Source organism: Prevotella melaninogenica, from assembly GCF_018127925.1.
GTDB classification, from domain to species: Bacteria; Bacteroidota; Bacteroidia; order Bacteroidales; family Bacteroidaceae; genus Prevotella; species Prevotella melaninogenica_C.
Genome location: NZ_CP072347.1, coordinates 249,633 through 267,858 on the forward strand (window position 1 = coordinate 249,633; position 18,226 = coordinate 267,858).

The window sequence follows — 18,226 nt, forward strand, 5'->3', positions numbered from 1 at the left end:
TCTGGGGCGTGGTAATTATTAGAAAGTCGCTATATGTTGAGACAATAAAAGGCTGAATCCTAAGCGTTCTTCTGTTACCCTGTCTTTTATATTCTCTGTCTTCTTTCCGCAAGCACCTTGATTACTTGTCAACTTCTTAACTTGCCAATATGAATTATTTTCGTTATCTTTGCCTACAAAACAAACGAAAGAATAAATGGCAACAGTAGACGACAAGAAGATTATCTTCTCAATGGTGGGTGTATCGAAGATTATCCCACAGAACCAGAAACAGATTCTGAAGAACATTTACCTCTCGTTCTTCTATGGTGCAAAGATAGGTATTATTGGTCTGAACGGCGCAGGTAAGTCTACGCTGATGAAGATTATCGCTGGTCTTGTGGAACCAACAGAGGGCGAAGTGGTATGGAGTCCGGGCTATTCAGTGGGTTATCTGCCACAGGATCCACCACTCGATGAGGCGAAGACCGTGAAGGAGAATGTTATGGAGGGTGTGCAACATATCTATGATGCACTGAAGGAATACGACGATATCAACGTAAAGTTCGGCTTGGAGGAGTATTACTCTGATGCTGACAAGATGGACAAACTGATGCAGCGTCAAGCAGAGTTGCAGGATATTATTGATGCAACAGATGCTTGGAACATTGATTCACGCTTGGAGCGTGCGATGGATGCGTTGCGTTGTCCAAAGGGTGATTTGCCTGTGACCAACCTCTCTGGAGGTGAGCGTCGTCGTGTTGCACTCTGCCGTCTGCTCCTTCAGAAGCCAGACGTGTTGTTGCTCGATGAGCCTACCAACCACCTTGATGCTGAGAGTATCGACTGGTTGGAGCAGCATTTGCAGCAGTATGAGGGTACTGTTATCGCTGTTACCCACGACCGTTACTTCTTGGACGATGTGAGTGAGTGGATTCTTGAGCTCGACCGTGGTGAGGGTATTCCATGGAAGGGCAACTACTCTTCATGGCTCGATCAGAAGACAAAGCGCATGGAGCAGGAAGAGAAGTCGGCTTCTAAGCGTCGCAAGACCTTGGAGCGTGAGTTGGAGTGGGTGCGCATGGCACCAAAGGCTCGTCAGGCAAAGGGTAAGGCGCGTCTGAATTCTTACGAGCAGATGCTCAACGAGGAGCAGAAACAGCGTGAGGAGAAGCTCGAAATCTTTATTCCTAACGGTCCACGCTTGGGTAATAAGGTTATCGAAGCACAGCACGTAAAGAAGGCTTTCGGTGAGAAGGTACTCTTCAACGACCTCAACTTCATGTTGCCTCCTAACGGCATCGTAGGTGTTATCGGTCCTAACGGTGCGGGTAAGACTACGCTCTTCCGCCTTATCATGGGCTTGGAGCAGGCTGATGGCGGTACGTTCGAGGTAGGTGAGACCGTTAAACTTGCTTATGTTGACCAGCAGCACAAGGATATCGACCCTAACAAGACGGTATATGACGTAGTTTCACAAGGCAACGAGACGATTCGTATGGGTGGACGTGACATCAATTCACGTGCTTATCTCTCACGTTTCAACTTCTCAGGAACCGACCAGAGCAAGCTTTGTTCAGTACTCTCAGGTGGTGAGCGCAACCGTCTTCAGTTGGCTATGGCATTGAAGCAGGAAGGTAATGTCCTTCTTCTCGATGAGCCTACCAACGATATCGACGTGAACACACTCCGTGCATTGGAGGAAGGTCTTGAGGCATTTGCCGGTTGTGCTGTTGTCATCAGCCACGACCGTTGGGTCCTCGACCGCATCTGTACCCACATCCTTGCCTTTGAGGGTAATGGTGAAGTTGTCTACTTCGAAGGTGGCTTCTCTGATTACGAAATCAATAAGGCACGCCGACTCGGCAATGAGGAGATTAAGAAGGGTAGGTATAGAAAGTTGATGGAGGAGTAAAAGCCCCACCCCTTCCCTCCCCGAAGGGGGAGGGGGAAAAAGCCTCACCCCCGACCCCTCTCCAAAAGGAGAGGGGGCGTGAAATGCGAGATATCCCTATGAGATTGAGGAATGACGGAAATGCCTTCCAAGCGGATTAGCTCAGGTAAATTAGTTCGGTTAAAGCTTTTTATCTCAAGTAAAATAGATTGAATAAGGTTTTTAACCTCAAACAAATTAAACCGAATAAGGATTCGTCCTCAAACAAGTTAAACCAAACAAGGCTTTCATCCTCAAGCGAATTGTTTCCAGCACTCCCCCTCTCCTTTCGGAGAGGGGGTTGGGGGGGTGAGGCCTCCTAAACAAATATTATTATGAAAACATTACTTTGCAAATCCAAGACAAAACCTATTTTGTTCGTACTTTTCTTCTTATGTTTTTCCCTTCATAGTAAGGCACAGACCGCACCAAAGAAGTTGATTGCACCTTCTCCAGAGCGTTTCCAAGCTATCAACGACTCTATCCTTGCAGAAGGAATGTTGTTATATACTTTTGAGAAACTGGCGTGGCAAGCTTCTGATTCTCTTATGAAGTATAATGTCAATAGAGCGGAGATTAATTCCGCTACCGCTATTGAAGACGGAAACCTAACTTGGCGTTATATCTTTGCTAACCTTGATAAGGAACAGACCGTCTTTGAACTGACGCTCCACCTAAGTAACGACACGAGTTTCTATGTCAGTTCTGTCACCCCACGTAAACTCAAACCAAATGAGATTGAACTGCTCAAAGCAAAGCAGCTTGCGCCTCGTAAGGTTATAAAGGAGAAGGGAGATAGTATTTTCTTGGCTAACACTTCTGGCTTGAACTGGGACTTGCTCCCTTTGGAGAAAGGTGGTTATAGACTCTATCTCCTGCATGGAACAACAAAGCATGGGGTGATTCCTATTGGTGATGACTACGCTTTCGACTTTGATAAGGATATGAACATACTCAGTTGGCGCAGGTTTCATCGTAGTTTTCTTGAGCAGCCAATAACAATGAATGGTGAAGAGATAACAGAGGTAATACACTCACATACTCCAATGACACCTTATTTCACAACGACAGATATCGCTAACTATATGCTTTATGGTTGCGACCTGTATGGGATAAAGAGGTTCTCCGTTCTCTCAACAGCCTTCGCAGATACTTCTTACCTCACTACGTTTGATGTCGAAAAGATGAAACTGACCTCGACTGTTTATACGGTAAAATAACTATTAACCTGAACTCGGGATAAGTATCATCCCACTCTTCTGTTTGGTTTAGTACAACGGCTCTTTAGACTCAATGTTTTGATTGGGTCTAAAGATAATAATAAAACAGATTACTTTAGAATAATGTAAGCTGTCCCGAATGTTGCTCTATAGCAAAGTCTATGTTCACTGCTGGCTTTTTCTCAAAGAAGCAGTAGGCTGCAATAGCAGAGAGAACATTCATTGCGAAATTAAATATGCTTCTATGCCTTGAATGCACTAATTGAGCTACATTCTTTAGCTCATCATTGATAGTCTCTATTACAGATCTTTTCCTTAAAAGAAGTCTATCATAAAGTGGCATCAGTTTATCTTTCATGTTACTCCTAATGCCAGTAACTAAATTTATTCCATCATTGAACAATCGCTCAAATAATCCTTGAGAAATGTACCCTTTGTCTGCAAACAATTTACCAAACACATTGTCTGTCAACCTGTTAAATACATTTTCGTCTCGGTCATCAACATTTGCTTTAGTGAGCATAAAGTTTAGAATCTCACCTCTTTCATTACAGATAAGATGTAGTTTGAATCCAAAATACCATCCCATTGTACTCTTACCCCTTGTTGCATAATTTCTAAAAACCTTATTGCGACAAATACGTTTATTATGGCAAACTGGAATACAAGTTGAGTCAATAAAACTAATACCAGTACACCTCCCAAAACAACATATCTGCAGGAACATCATCATCTCTACAGAGACTCTTGCCTCTAATTCAAGAAAACGATTATAAGACAATTGATTTGGAAATAAATCTGCTAAATGCTCTTTTACGAAAAAGGTATAATAGTGACGAAAATTACGATAGGAATTAAAGTGAAAGCAAATTAAAATCGTTATGATTTCAGACTTACTCATACGCCACCTGCGATGGCGATGACATCCTTTATTCTTTTCTGAGAGACCTATTTTATCAGTTTCTAACTCAAATTCTTTGCAAAAGTCATCTGCAATACAGAAAATTTCAGTAATTTTGTCCTTGGTAATCATCGTTATATTTATTGTAATTGATTGATTTTCAACTGTAAAGTTACAAAAATATAATGAGATTACCAACTTTTTGCAGACTTTTCTTATCCCGAGTTCAGGTTATTACCTTTGAACTGTTAACTTTGAACTTTGAACTTTATGATCAGAACTACGAATGACACGAATCATTATTGTACTTTGAACTTTGAGGTTTGAACTTTGAACTTTATGATTAGAACTACGAACGACTACGAATGACACGAATAGCACGAATTCTTTTGCTAAGTGATTAGTGCAATTCGCATAATTCGTAGTCCCCTGTGAACTTTGAAGGCTACGAGAGAGTTGGGGAAGTCCTTTCGTAATTCCCCAAACTATTTGTTGCCAGCACTCTCTATCTCTTCTTCTGACGAATAGAGAGTTTCATCCACTTACCATGCTTCAAGACAAGGGCTTTACCATTCACAAAGCGGCGATAGTTAGCGATACTATCATACTCCAAAGGAATAACCTCGTTGCCTTGCTTATCGATGAATCCCCACTTGCCTCCTACAGTATATTCATGTTCTGGATCATCGGCTGGTCGCACCGTCTTACTCCCTACTGCCACAGCTGCCAAACCGTCATGATATGGAAAGATAGCATCATACTTCGGATTGACAATAACCTTGCCTTCCATATTCGCGACGCCCATCTTCTGTCCGCTCTCATCCAAGATTCTAAAGAGTCCATCAACGGGATAGTCATTGCCATTATCCACAGCGTAGACCCTAAACAGCTCCTCACCTTTATTATTGATAGCAATACAACCCACATTCGACTTCCACACAAAGCCAATAGTACGGATTGTGTCTGTATAACACTGCAAATAGCGGTTATATGGCACAACTGTCTCTCCTTTCTCATTAACATAAGAATATTGTTCGTACTTCTGTGTCGTATCAACCTGTAAAACCAAATATGAGTCCTTCACATCTGTAAATGACAAACAGGGCAGTGCCAAGCAACAAGCCAACATTGGAACGATAAGCTGTAATCTCTTCATCTTGATTCTTCGTTGTTTAGGTATTAATAATCTTCCGCTGTAAAGATACTAAAATAATAAACCAAAAGCAAGTGTGTTTGTAAAAAAGTGAACGAGTGGACAAGTAAACGAGTAAACGAGTTATATGTTTCGCACGCAACTTGTTTACTTGTAAACTTGTCTACTTGTAAACTTGTAAACTTGTAAACTCGTCCACTTGTAAACATCTAAACCCGTAAACTTGCAACAAACTTTTTTCGAAAAATCCTTGGCGATAAAAAGAAAAACATCTATCTTTGTAGCATCAGTTCCCCCAAGCCTCTTCACAATGCTCAAATCGGGGGACGTTTTATTTTATAGCTATGGCAACACCTTTCATCATTACTAACAGACTATCCTAATGTGGACATTCTTGCAATAGGATTCCCTACTAATTGGAAGAATGAACCACTCTGGAAAATTCTGCAATAAATATACGAGTGGAGAAGTGAACAAGTGAACGAGTAGACAAGTTTACAAGTGAACGAGTAAACGAGTTATATGTTTCGCAAGCAACTTGTTTACTTGTAAACTTGTCTACTTGTAAACTTGTAAACTTGTAAACTCGTCCACTTGTAAACATCTAAACCCGTAAACTTGCAACAAACTTTTTTCGAAAAATCCTTGGCGATAAAAAGAAAAACATCTATCTTTGTAGCATCAGTTCCCCCAAGCCTCTTCACAATGCTCAAATCGGGGGACGTTTTATTTTATAGCTATGGCAACACCTTTCATCATTACTAACAGACTATCCTAATGTGGACATTCTTGCAATAGGATTCCCTACTAATTGGAAGAATGAACCACTCTGGAAAATTCTGCAATAAATATACGAGTGGAGAAGTGAACAAGTGAACGAGTAGACAAGTTTACAAGTGAACGAGTAAACGAGTTATATGTTTCGCAAGCAACTTGTTTACTTGTAAACTTGTCTACTCGTTCACTTGTCCACTTGTCCACTTGTAAACATTTTTCCGTGTACTAAATTTCAATACGTGCTCTCTTGGCTTTGAAAAGACGCCTAATAGGCTTGCAAAACATGCCCTTTTGAGGTCTTACTAACGCCCTTTTGAACCCTTACCAAGCACCTTTTGAAATCCATACTCACAACTATCTGATAACAAAACACTTACAAGGGTAAGAAAATCGCTTATTTTTTGGCTCTATTTTAAGTCTTAATGTTTGAGGATTTGTAAAGCATTTTTGTATATCAACCTCCCCCTACCCCTCCAAAGGAGGGGAGTTGCCTGCAAATAAAGATTTGAAGAGTAAGCCTATTGTATATTAGCTGATTTGGTTTTAAACTCCCACTCCGTTAGACACTCCCCTCCTTCGAAGGGCTGGAAAAGGTCCCTGCTCTTGTTTTAACTCTCACCCCATTAGGCACTCCCCTCCTTTGGAGGGGTTGGGAGAGGTCCCTACAAAAAAGACAAAGTAACAGTTTTGCTTGTTACTCTGTCTTTTTCCTTTGGGGTATCCCACATTTCACGCCCCTCTCCTTTCGGAGAGGGGTTGGGGGTGAGGCTTTTTACTTACCCACTACCACCTTCTTACCACCAACAACGTAAACGCCGTTAGGTAAGCCTTCGAGGGCTGTCTCTGCATTCACCTTACTGCGAACGAGGACACCATAGATGCTATAAACATCTACCTTACCACCGTTAGCCTGAGCCGAGAAGGTCTTGATACCTGTTGGAACAGTACCTGGGTCAACCTCAGAACCGTCTGAACCGCAAACCTTAACCTTGATATCGTTGTTAGCATCCTCCATCACCTTCTTAGGAATAGTGAAGGTCTTGGTGTTAGCAAAGTAGATAAGCTGACCCTTGCTGTTGTAAATCTTGAAACCTACCACGTGGCTGTTCTTAGCCTCCATAGTATAGGTGCGCTTACCATTAGCATCGCTCTGCGTCTTGATAATAGCATAACCCTGACCGAGGCTGTCTGGACAGAACTGATCCCATGAACCGAAATCACCCATTCTGCCTACGCGTACGGCACCATTAAAGTCTTCACGCATCTCACCAGCAGCATGACCAGGATATGTAGCAGGAGTACGACGGATATGATCGTCAATGAAAATCATGTTGTTAGCAGGGCCCTTAGGATATTTCTGCATGAACTTCTTTGCCTCCATCCACTGTGCTCTTGTGGTATACATGGTTGTGTTACTGTAGTCACCAATGACAGATCCGTTCACATCATAGAAATGTCCCCATGCCTCGAAGAAGCTTGAGAGGTCTTGCTGAGCTGCATAAGAACATGCCTTAGCAAAGAGCAAGTAGTCGTTCTGACCCTGACAGTTGGCTGTTCCCTGACCTTCAAGACGGTGTGTGCGGAGATAATCAAGACACTTGTTCCAGAACTGATTATCAAGACCTGTTGAATGGAACATCATATAGAGCTTATAGTACATTTGCGTTGTGCCCCATGTGCCATATTCAAACCACTTCTTCTTGTTAGCAAAGCGATCAGCATAGGTTGAGACAGCACTCTCGCAAACACCATCATACTTCTTACCGTCAACATCTGTATAAGAACAGTTTTCTGAACGGCTGGTTACGCGACCAGAAGTAAACATCACCATGTTAGAATACATATTGACAGAAATCTCCGTCATACCTGCCGTATTGAACAGCTGCTGATGGTTATGACCGAACTCGTGAGCAGGACCCCAGAGTGTACCATTACCCCACTTCATCTTGTCGTAGTTGAGCACATCGCCCAAAGTGTTGTAGTTATAGTAGGTACCACCGGTCGTAGCATACATATAACCATGGTCAACGGCAGTCGCATTGAGGACGTTGTTGCACTTATCCTTCTTAGAAGCACGGAATCCCATGAGGTCGTCCTCACGCTGTACGATGCTGTTCCAGATTTCAACCAACTCCTTCATGTGAACAGGAGTATAGCGCTTGCAATCAGCACCAGGCATGTTCATAACAACCAATTCGCCCTTCATATTGAACGCCTTAGCCCAAACAAGACCGTCTGACTGCATCTTCTGCCAGTCCTCATTGGTATTACCCTTAGTAAGATCGAAGTAACCATTCACCTTACCACCCTCAATGTGGATGTTCATAGGCTTATAGTCTCTGAGGTACTTACCGTTGTTGAAGGTACGACCGATATAGTTAACAAACACGTTGTTCTCGCCCTGATTGAGGATGATATTCAATCCCTTCTTCAAGTTATAGTACTTACCAGCACTGCGTGTACCCAATGGTACGAGTTCAATCTGCACGGTTGCATTCTGTGGAATATCATCGCCAAGGAAGATGAAAAGGTCCTCGCCGTCTTGAGCCGTGATACCTGTTGGGTTCGTCATGCTACCATAATCGTAGCCGATACCCATTGAACGTGCCCAAGCACCATAGTTATTCTCGCTGTAAACCTTATAATCAGCGATACGGAAGAGCTTCTCCCAGTTGCGACCACTTGGATAAACGGTCCAGCTCTGGTTCTTAATCTTCAACACAACCTCCTGCAAACCCTGTGGCACACCCTCGGTAGTCATCTGCCCCTTCAAAGCCTCATCGGTCATCGCCTTAGTAGCAGCAGTAACCTCCGTAGCGGCACTGTTAGTGAAATACTTAGCCACCTTCTCAGCATAGACATCCACATTCTTGGTCAAGTCGACACGTGCCTTGTAAGCCTCCTGCTGCTCCTTGAGTTTAGCAGGGTTGAGTGTAGCCTCCTTGAAGACCCACTTATTTGCCTCGTTGTGCGTGTACCAGCCTACAGGATGGTATCCCTGACTCTCAGCACAATGGATACCAACATTATTGGCATCGACCATCTCGAAAGCCAACCCGTATGGATCGTCCGTGTTACGTTGGAGGTCAAAGCCTGTGCCCTTCCCCTCAGCTGTCGTATAAGAGCGACTTGTCTGCCCATTCTGAGGGACGATATACTTTCCTGTCACAGCATTCTGGAACACGTAGCGGCCGTTAGCCAACCTTTCTAACTTCCAATAATAAGAGTAATCACTGCTGTTAAAACCCGAGGTAGACAATTCGCCAACTATAAAGTCCTCACGCATCGACCTGCCATAGGTGTCAGAAACAATCTGATAGTACTTTGTGAGATCCTTTGTTGGGTCTACCACCTTGGTCAGCTGAGCCAGTCTGGCAAGCACCTGCTCGTTTGTAAGCGTCGTCACAGGGTCGAAGCGGAACTCACTTGGGCCAACTGCTCTAATACCATTATCCATCAATGGTTTCCAACGAACGATATGCTTCTGAGCATCGATGTGCCAGCACCAATCTTCAGCATTACTATTATAGATATTGAAGTAAGACTTACCTGTCCCACTTGACTCAGTCTGATAAATAATCCTGAACTTGTAAGCATCATTAGCCGTCTTATAGACCTCATTATTTTGACCCACACTCTGAACGTACTTAGCATTCTTCAGACTCTGAATGGTGTACCTGCCGTCCTTAGCACGTAGTAAGAAGAGATCAGAGAAGTCGGTAGATGGACTGCCATAATGCTGCCCATGTAAGGTGCCTTCATCATTGACAAAGACATGAAGATCAGTACCTTTTTGACGCTTGTCATTAACAATGTAATAAACTCCCGGTTTGAGTTTCTGATTCTCTCCATCAGCAGTTGGCGCCGCAGAGAGCATCGAAGCTTTCGCAACACTTGGCACAGCAGCGGTCAAAGCCAGTGCTGCCATGAGTGTCTTCTTGCGTAAAAATCTTTCGAATAACATAGATGTATTTAATAAGTAGTTGTTTTTTAGGTTTCTCTTCGGTAAGTATCAAGTTTGCTTTCATCCCTTTTTAGGACAGTGCGGAGGCTACGCACCCGTGGTGTTCACGTCCCGCACCTTTCGTGCGAAGGTATAGCACATCACCTGAATAGTATATTAACGAAGACAACCCACTGGCATAGGGGTACTATGCCAGTAGGTTGAGATATTGGGATTAAAGACCTAACTGCTCTCTCTTCCAAGCCTCATCGTGGTAAACGTAGAGGTGGAGTTCAGCGAGATACCAGTATGAAGAACCGCCACCATTGTTGATGTTCGTACCGTTCTTGCGCTGTGTAGGCTCGAAGCGGATATGTGTGACAGTTACGCCATTTGTCTTAGTATATGAGAGCGGCTCGCTCACTGCATTTGCAGAACGGAAGTTCGTCTGTGTCAATGGTCTTGTAGTAGCAGTGATGACGTCAGAAGAAGCATAGATATTTGCCTTCTTAGGGTTACGGTCATTGCTTGTCACCTTATTCTCATCGAATGCAAGGTAGAACGTACCATTGATACCCTCATTCAGTGTAATGTCAATGTGTGGACGTGGATCGCTTGTACTACCGTTACTCTTTGTCTGGAAGTAAGTTGTCTTGTTACCATCAACCGCAGAGCCAATCTCATGACCAGGCTGCATTGAGTTAGAAGAAACCATAGCTGCAGTAAGAGGAATCTCAACAGACTCTGACCACTCATTAGCCTGAGCAGTAGCTGTTGCTGGAGCATCTGTGTTCTTACCTCTGAGACCCTGAGTTGTTACGGTGATAGTATAGTTGCCTGCAAAGTTGAATACATCATTGAGAACACAAGATGTCTCAGTTGCAGCAACCTCCTTCACTGACTCAGGAACACCAGGCATATTGCTCTTCGCTCTAACAATAACCTTCTCATAGTTCACCTCATCTGGGGCCTTCCAAGATACATTGAACTGACCCTTACCAGGTGTTACGTTCAGTTCGCTCACACCAGTAGGAACAATATCCTGGAAAGCCTGCTGTGTCACGTGGATAGTGAATGGCTGTGCGCTTCCGTTAGAAGGCTTGCAAACCACATCACATGAACGAGGACTGTCTGTTGTATTAAGCGTTGTTGTAAAGACAACTTCAGAGCCTGCAATAAACTTCTTAGTAGTTGACAACCAATCTTTAGCATTGTCTGGAATAATAACTTCATAGTTACCATCAACAGCTGTACGCTGGAATGGCACACGATAAGTACGGCCGAGGTCTATCATCTCAACAGAAGCCTGCTTAGTCTCTACTGGATAGATAGGACGAACCTTATAACCCTTTGCAGCCTGCTCAATAACATACTCAATAGAAGCATCCCAGTTATCAGAACTCTTCAGACGTACTGTACAATAGCGTTTCTCTGAAGTTGTGTTTGGATCCATATCGAAATGGAGCTTAACAATACCATTCTCTTTCACTGTCTTGCTTGCATCCAAACGAACGAAAGACACTGTATCAGGAACAATTATATGGTCGAGATTGAGGTTGGTTTCAACAGGAACGTCGATACTTGTCACCTTACTCTCGAGGAGAGAATAGAAAGTACCCTCACGATTGAAGAATGGATTCTGCTCAGGAATACGGAGTACACTCTCAAAGCCCATCTGTGACACCTTAATTTCATAAGACGCACGCTCGCCATGAGAGATAGTAACCTTAGCCTCACGAGCCTTGAAACCATCGTAAGCTGGTGCCTTAACCGTCACACCCTTACCATCGGCATTCTTGGTAACAGTAAGCCAATCAGCATTGCTCTCAGCCTTCCACTCATCGAGCGCAACATTCGTCTCGACAGCAATCTGCTGCTCGCCACCCTCCTTATTGAATGCAATCATTCGCTGAGAAGAATGAGGAACCTCAAGTTCCTTACCAGTAAAATCTGTGTCATAGTCAGTTGCACATGATGCGAGACCTAATGTTCCCACAAACAGCACTGACAATATGAATAGGAAATTAATCTTCAGTTTCATTATTCGTAATTGTTTATACGTTAAAGTTTATCTGCTCTTGGATTATACTGATAGCGCAGCTTAGACAACACTTCCTTCCATGGACCAGCCTTCCATGTACCATCGTTCTGCTTAGCATTCTTCATCACGCGGTAACGATAGTGGAGGCGGAACTCCTTGAAATAGGTTGGATTGGTTGATGCACTACCACCTAACTCATTGAGCAAGAATGTATTGTTATACTCACCAACTGGAGTAAGCATCTCTACCTCGAGAGAATCCTGTTTGTAAGGCTTCAGCGTTACGTTGTAAGCTGATGGATTAGTAACAGTCTTTGAGCCGATAGTAGCAACGATACTCTTGACATTGATGTCATGGAGTGCCTTCTCGTAGTTATCCCACTTCTCATCACCAGCAAGGAAACGAACAGCGTTAGCCGCGATAGGGAATGCACGAACAGTATTGGTTGGACGAGTAGTTGACTTTGTCTCAAGGTTAGTAACCTGTGAAGATACCAACTGATAGTTCCAGCCCTCAGCAGTAGAACCGTAAGCATTCTTCCATGTCACCTTAATCAAGACATGATCCAACTTAACACCTAACTTATTATTGTCAGTTGCGAGTGCACTTGCATCGTGGCTAACAATCTTGTAGTTGAGGAAGTAAGTACTGTCTGGTGACAAGGTACCGAGGTTCTTCAACTTGATATCAAAGAGGCACTTGTTTGAACCTGATGGGATAGTACCCGCCATAGCAGGGTCCTCATAGCAGTTCTGTGGCAGAAGACGCGCAAACTTTGTGCTGTCAATATCGAAGTTAGATTTGTTATAAGCATTGAAGAGTGAGTCATCATGAGCAATCGTCACGTGATAGTCACGGTCAGCCAACTGCGAACCACTCAGATTTGCTACCAACTGTACAGAAGCCGTACCGTTCTCCACGGCAGAAAGTTCTACCGTGGTGCGGTCGTAGATACGGTTGGAACCTGCCATCAATCCTACCTTGTGAGGATAGAAGTTCTGCTCAAAGTCATAATTATTACATGATGACAATGCTACAGCAGCTAAGGCACATCCTAAAATATACTTGTATTTTTTCATAAATAGTTACAATATTAACGTTATTAACGATCCCAACCTGGGTTCTGATCCATCTTAGGACTCTTCAACAACTCACGATGCATGAGTGGAAGGAATACCATACGTGGGAGAGCCTTACGGTCGCGGATATTCTGCTCGTTGATGGTTACAAGGTTAAAGAATGGGCCATCATTGTTACCCTTCTTCTCGCTGTAAACATCAAGACCACGCCAATTAGAACTGTTGGCATCCTCTGTGAAGTAAGTACCCCAACGACGTGTGTCGAAGTAGCGATAACCCTCATTGAAGAGCTCAACCTGACGTTCGTTCTTGATAACCTCGTCGAAAGCATTCTCAGAGCTGAGTGTTGCAGCTTCAACACCTGGAAGACCAACACGATAACGAATCATATTGAAGTAACGTGCCATAGCAGCCTCATCACGAGTTACGGCAACATCAACAAGTCTACCATTTACATCCCATGTCTTCACAGTCTCTGAACCTTGAACATGGTTAGCTGCCTCACAGTACAGCAACAAGATTTCAGCATAACGGATGATTGGGAATGGCTTAGGAATAACAGAAGCACCATCCTTACCATGCCAAGAGTCATCTGGGTGGATGTACTTGAATGGCACGTAACCACTGATACAGTAGTCGTTAGGGTTGTTACCAGCCGCATTCTTACCAGCCTTAGAATCATCAATAGAGTACCAGAATGTCTGGTTGTTATAACTACCATCTGTGGTAGAGTTCATCTTCCAGATACGACCAGGGAAGCCGATACTTGCATAGAAACGAGCCGAACGATTTGTGTAAGCCAATGGTGTACCGTTTGCCATATCGCAATCACCGATAGACTTCTTCTGGTTCACGTGCTTGGTCAAGTCTGCCTCATAGAGTGGAGACTCTGCTGGCTTCTTACCATCCTTCATCAAGAAGCAGTCGATTACACGCTGTGGAACTGACATACCACCCCATCCACCATAGTTCACTGGGAATGAGTGATGGGTATAGTTCATTACAGGACCTGAGTACTCGTCAGCCCAGATAAACTCTCTGTTTACCTTTGCTGTACCCTCACCATTGAACATATCAGCAAATGAGTGATATGGGTCGATACCACCAGCACCATCAGGGAACTTCGCTGTTGGAACAGATGCATCAAGTGGATATGGATTATCCTTATCAGCATCAACAGTGTAGAGTGTATAGTAATTAAGGTCGATAACCTGCTTAGCAGCAGCTGCAGCAACAGCCCAACGCTTTGCATCGTAAGTCTGGTTTACATAATACTTGCCATCGCTCTTACGCTTCCACTCACCAAAGCAACGCTTAGCATAAGTGCCGCCATTGAAGGTTGGTGAAGCCTGAATAAGACGAAGACGTGCGATAAGTGCGAGTGCTGTACCCCTTGTTGGACGACCGAAGTAAGCAGTAGACTGCTCGCTTGGACGCTTCAAACCCGGTAGTGACTGTGCAAACTCATTACAGATATAGTCAATAGACTCATCCATTGTTGCACGCTCACGGTCATAGTAATCAGCCTTTTCACTGGTTGAGATAACCTCATCATTCACAATCAGACAAGGACCCCAGTTCTGCAACAATACGTAGTAAGCATAACCACGGATGAAGTGAACCATTGCCTTATAGTCTGCCTTATCATTGTTAGACATATCACCAATCTTATCAACATTTGCCAACATACGGTTACAACGATTGATAATCTTATACATCTGGTACCAATAACCCCAGTTAGGAACGTTCTCTGCATTGACATTTCCTACTGTGAACTTTGCACCCCAGAACTCGTTAGTCTGCCAGCGTACACAAATCTCGTCTGACGCTGTCTCACCTGGAGTCCATGAGTTACCCCAGATGTTACCAGCTGATGGGAACATCGTTGGTGTAGCAAAGAGATAGCCATTTGCATTCTGGGCAGAGTGGAAGACAGAGTCCTCCTTGAAGATAGCATTAAAGTTGTCGTCCTGATCCAAGAAGTTACATGATGTGAATGTCATGCCTGAGAACAGAGCTGCAACCGCGCCCAAAGCTAAAATATGTTTTTTCATTATTACAATCTTAATTAAGAGGTGAAACCTTAGAATCTAAAGTACATCTGCAATGAATAGGTGGTTGGGATTGGATAAGCCGCACCATTATACCAAGCCTGCTCTGGATCGAAGTACTTTGCGCTGTCGATAGTGAAGAGGTTGTTGATAACGAAGTCACACTCTAATGCACTAAGACCAGCTGCACGCAGCCACTTACGATGACGGAAGACGTAACGGAAGTTCAACTCCTGGAAACGGAGGAATGAACCATTCTGCTTCCAGAAGGTAGAAAGCTGTGAGTTGTTGGTATTTGAACCGTAAGAGAGACGTGGGAACATTGCGTTAGGATTCTCTGTTGATGGGTCACCAGAGTACCATGATGGAATCCAACGATTCTTTGGATTGTTTACCATCTTCAACACATTACCCATCTCACCATTGTAGAATGGAATCCAACCTGCATCGTGACCCATACCTACACGGTAGTAGTTAACACCTGTATTACCCTTGAAGAGCAAACTTACAGTGAAGTCCTTATAGTTGAACTCACCACCAAGACCGAACATTACACGAGGAACGTTGTTACCGTAAGACAATGGCACGCGGTCGTCCTTATTGATGACACCATCACCATTCACGTCACGATACTTGATATCACCGGGACGAACAACACCGAAGGCTGCTGTCTGGTCTGCGCTCTGACGAATATCAGCCTCATCCTTGAAGAGACCCTCAGAGATGTATCCACGCAATACGCCGTAAGGCATACCTGTCACGCTCTGATAATCGTAAGCAAGCTTGTTCTCCTCGAAGTAGTCAACAATATTCTGTGACCATGTATAGTTGGCACGAACAGTAAAGTTCATATCCTTGTTAATCTTGTGGAAATAAGAGATGTTACCATCTGAACCAAATGAGTGCATACGACCCACGTTTGACTTAGGATAAGTAACCATACCAGCAAACTCTGGCAATGTAACACGGTCTTGGAAGATGTGGTCACGTGTATCACGGAACACATCAATAGTCAATTTGATAGCATCGTTGAAGAAGTTAGCATCGATACCGACGTTCAACTTCTTAGCAACCTCCCACTTCAAGTTGTCAGCACCCTGCTGCTTCTCAACAATACCCTGACCGGTATAACCCCATGTGGTACCAGCGTGGTTGTTGATAATTGTCAAGTATGGGAAACGAGAATCCTTATCTGCAATCTGGTCGTTACCTGCAAGACCGTAAGAACCACGAATCTTGAAGAAGTTTACGAATGGAAGATGCTTCTGTACCCACTTGTATGAAGTTGGAGCCCAACCCACAGCGATTGATGGGAAGAAACCGAAACGCTCACCCTTAGGGAAGATGTCTGAACCAGTGTAACCGAAGTTAGCATCTACAAAGTAAGTTGAGTTATAACCCCATGACAAACGACCAGATACGTTCTGACGACGCTTAGGAATAGCTGCGATACCGAGGGCATCACCATTGCCCCATTTAGAACCCTTTGTATCTTCCATATAATAGAAGAGGAGAGCACCGAGGTTGTGAGCACCGATACTTGTGTTATAGTCTAACTTAGCCTCCATGTAGTACTTTCTCCAAGATTCATTGTTTGAAGAGTACGACATATCTTGCTGCTTAGAACGCAGTGTCTTGATAAGGTCACCTGTAGCGGTACGACCTGTAGCGCGATAGTAGTCTGGCTTAACGAAACGACGCTCGCTGAAACCTGATGTGCGGTCATTAACAGCCTGAACAGAACCCACGAGTCCCTTGAGAATACCACCGAAGCGGTGTGTGAACTTCAAGGTAATCATGTTACGAGTGTTATCAGCTGAGTTGTAACCCTGATAGTTAAGCGCTGCAAATGGAGAGATAAGGTCGTTCTGACCATAAGTTGGCAATGTTCCGTCAGCATAGGTAACAGGGAACATCAATGGATTCAGCTGGAGTACATCCTCCCACACTTGGTTGGTATTCTTACCACCCGGAGTTGTGTAGTTAGTGATGCTACCATCAACACCAAAGTAAAGCTCAGAACGCTTTGTAAGGTTCATGTTGATGTTTGCACGATAAGTCAACTGGTCGTAAGACAATGGACGGTGGAACTGGTTCTCCTTCTGCTTATAGGCAGCACCTTCGTGACGATAACCTACAGAAACGAAGTACTGTGCAACATCACCACCACCACGCGCACTGGCATAGTAGTTCTCCTGCAAAGAGGCCTTCTTCATAATCTGGTCTATCCAGTTTACGTTAGGATAAAGCTCTGGGTCAAGATTGTTCTTGATGATATCCAACTGAATTGGTGTATAGAGGTCGGCTTCTCCTGACATTGCACGTGCCTCATTAGCAAGTCTTGCATAGTCGTAAGATGAGAGATACTCAGGCAGACGCTTGATCTGTGACAACTTCACTGTCGCACGAGCTGTAACCTGAATCTTCTCCTTAGAACCGCGCTTGGTAGTAACCAATACAACACCGTTAGCACCACGCACACCGTAAACAGCTGTTGCGGCAGCATCCTTTAATACAGAAATGCTCTCAACGTCGTCTACATCAATATCGCTGAGGCGACCCTCAATACCATCGATGAGGACCAATGCACCAGCTCCAGCACCGAAGGTTGATACACCACGCACCCAGAAGTTTGAAAGGTTCTGTCCCGGCTCACCAGAAATCTGCATGGTGATAACACCCGGCATACGACCACCAATCATGTTCACAAGTGAAGTACCCGGGGTACGCAACTCATCCATATTAATAGTAGACACAGCACCTACCACCGATACCTTTTTCTGAGAAACAAGACCTGTCACGACAACCTCGTCGATGGCATTTGTCTTGGCTACCTTGAACTTAACTGAAAGGGAAGGCTCGTCCTTAAGAATGGTGCGCTGTACGGTCTCCATACCGACGTACTCGAACAAGAGCGTAGCACCCGGCTTAACCTTAATCTCGAACTTACCATCAAGGTCGGAAACAGTTCCTACACCCGGCTCGTTCTTAACACGAACGGTAGCACCAATACATGGCTCACCTGTATCATCGAGGATGACACCCGCTACCGAGAACTGCTTTGCAGTACCATTATCTTGTGAATAGGCGTAGCCTGCATGAGTCAGCAGAGCTACCATAAGACACAAGACATATAAAGTTCTTCTCAT

At 44.1% G+C, this 18,226-nt stretch carries 9 protein-coding genes; 2 read left to right on the forward strand and 7 right to left on the reverse strand.

The features are described 5' to 3' along the window. Nucleotides 1–196 precede the first annotated feature (196 nt). Together ettA and J4861_RS01075 are read left to right on the forward strand one after the other, a co-directional pair. Entirely contained in the window at nt 197–1,894 is a 1,698-nt protein-coding gene (ettA, locus tag J4861_RS01070; RefSeq protein ID WP_211816361.1) for an energy-dependent translational throttle protein EttA, read from the forward strand. A gap of 353 nt (nt 1,895–2,247) precedes the next feature. Next, on the forward strand, nt 2,248–3,132 hold the full coding sequence (locus J4861_RS01075; RefSeq protein WP_249110764.1) for a hypothetical protein: 885 nt from the start codon (nt 2,248–2,250) through the stop codon (nt 3,130–3,132). Between the two features lie 115 nt (nt 3,133–3,247). Here J4861_RS01075 and J4861_RS01080 read toward each other — a convergent pair whose 3' ends face one another. The 7 genes from J4861_RS01080 to J4861_RS01110 all read right to left on the reverse strand — a co-directional run bounded on the left by J4861_RS01080 (nt 3,248) and on the right by J4861_RS01110 (nt 18,226). Beyond that, entirely contained in the window at nt 3,248–4,165 is a 918-nt protein-coding gene (locus J4861_RS01080; RefSeq protein WP_211816362.1) for an IS982 family transposase, read from the reverse strand. Between the two features lie 373 nt (nt 4,166–4,538). After that, nucleotides 4,539–5,189, reverse strand: a complete 651-nt coding sequence (locus J4861_RS01085) for a WG repeat-containing protein (protein ID WP_211816363.1) — start codon at nt 5,187–5,189, stop codon at nt 4,539–4,541. Nucleotides 5,190–6,735: 1,546 nt separating this feature from the next. Further along, nucleotides 6,736–9,927, reverse strand: a complete 3,192-nt coding sequence (locus J4861_RS01090) for a M60 family metallopeptidase (protein ID WP_211816364.1) — start codon at nt 9,925–9,927, stop codon at nt 6,736–6,738. A 214-nt stretch (nt 9,928–10,141) separates the two neighbouring features. Next, nucleotides 10,142–11,947, reverse strand: a complete 1,806-nt coding sequence (locus J4861_RS01095; protein ID WP_211816365.1) for a BACON domain-containing protein — start codon at nt 11,945–11,947, stop codon at nt 10,142–10,144. Between the two features lie 20 nt (nt 11,948–11,967). Next, a complete protein-coding gene (locus J4861_RS01100; RefSeq protein ID WP_211816366.1) occupies nt 11,968–13,026 on the reverse strand; it encodes a DUF1735 domain-containing protein in 1,059 nt (352 codons plus the stop codon). A gap of 23 nt (nt 13,027–13,049) precedes the next feature. Further along, the gene (locus J4861_RS01105; protein WP_211816367.1) at nt 13,050–15,080 is read right to left on the reverse strand and encodes a RagB/SusD family nutrient uptake outer membrane protein; all 2,031 of its coding nucleotides are present in this window, start codon (nt 15,078–15,080) and stop codon (nt 13,050–13,052) included. A 29-nt stretch (nt 15,081–15,109) separates the two neighbouring features. Next, on the reverse strand, nt 15,110–18,226 hold the full coding sequence (locus tag J4861_RS01110; protein WP_211816368.1) for a SusC/RagA family TonB-linked outer membrane protein: 3,117 nt from the start codon (nt 18,224–18,226) through the stop codon (nt 15,110–15,112).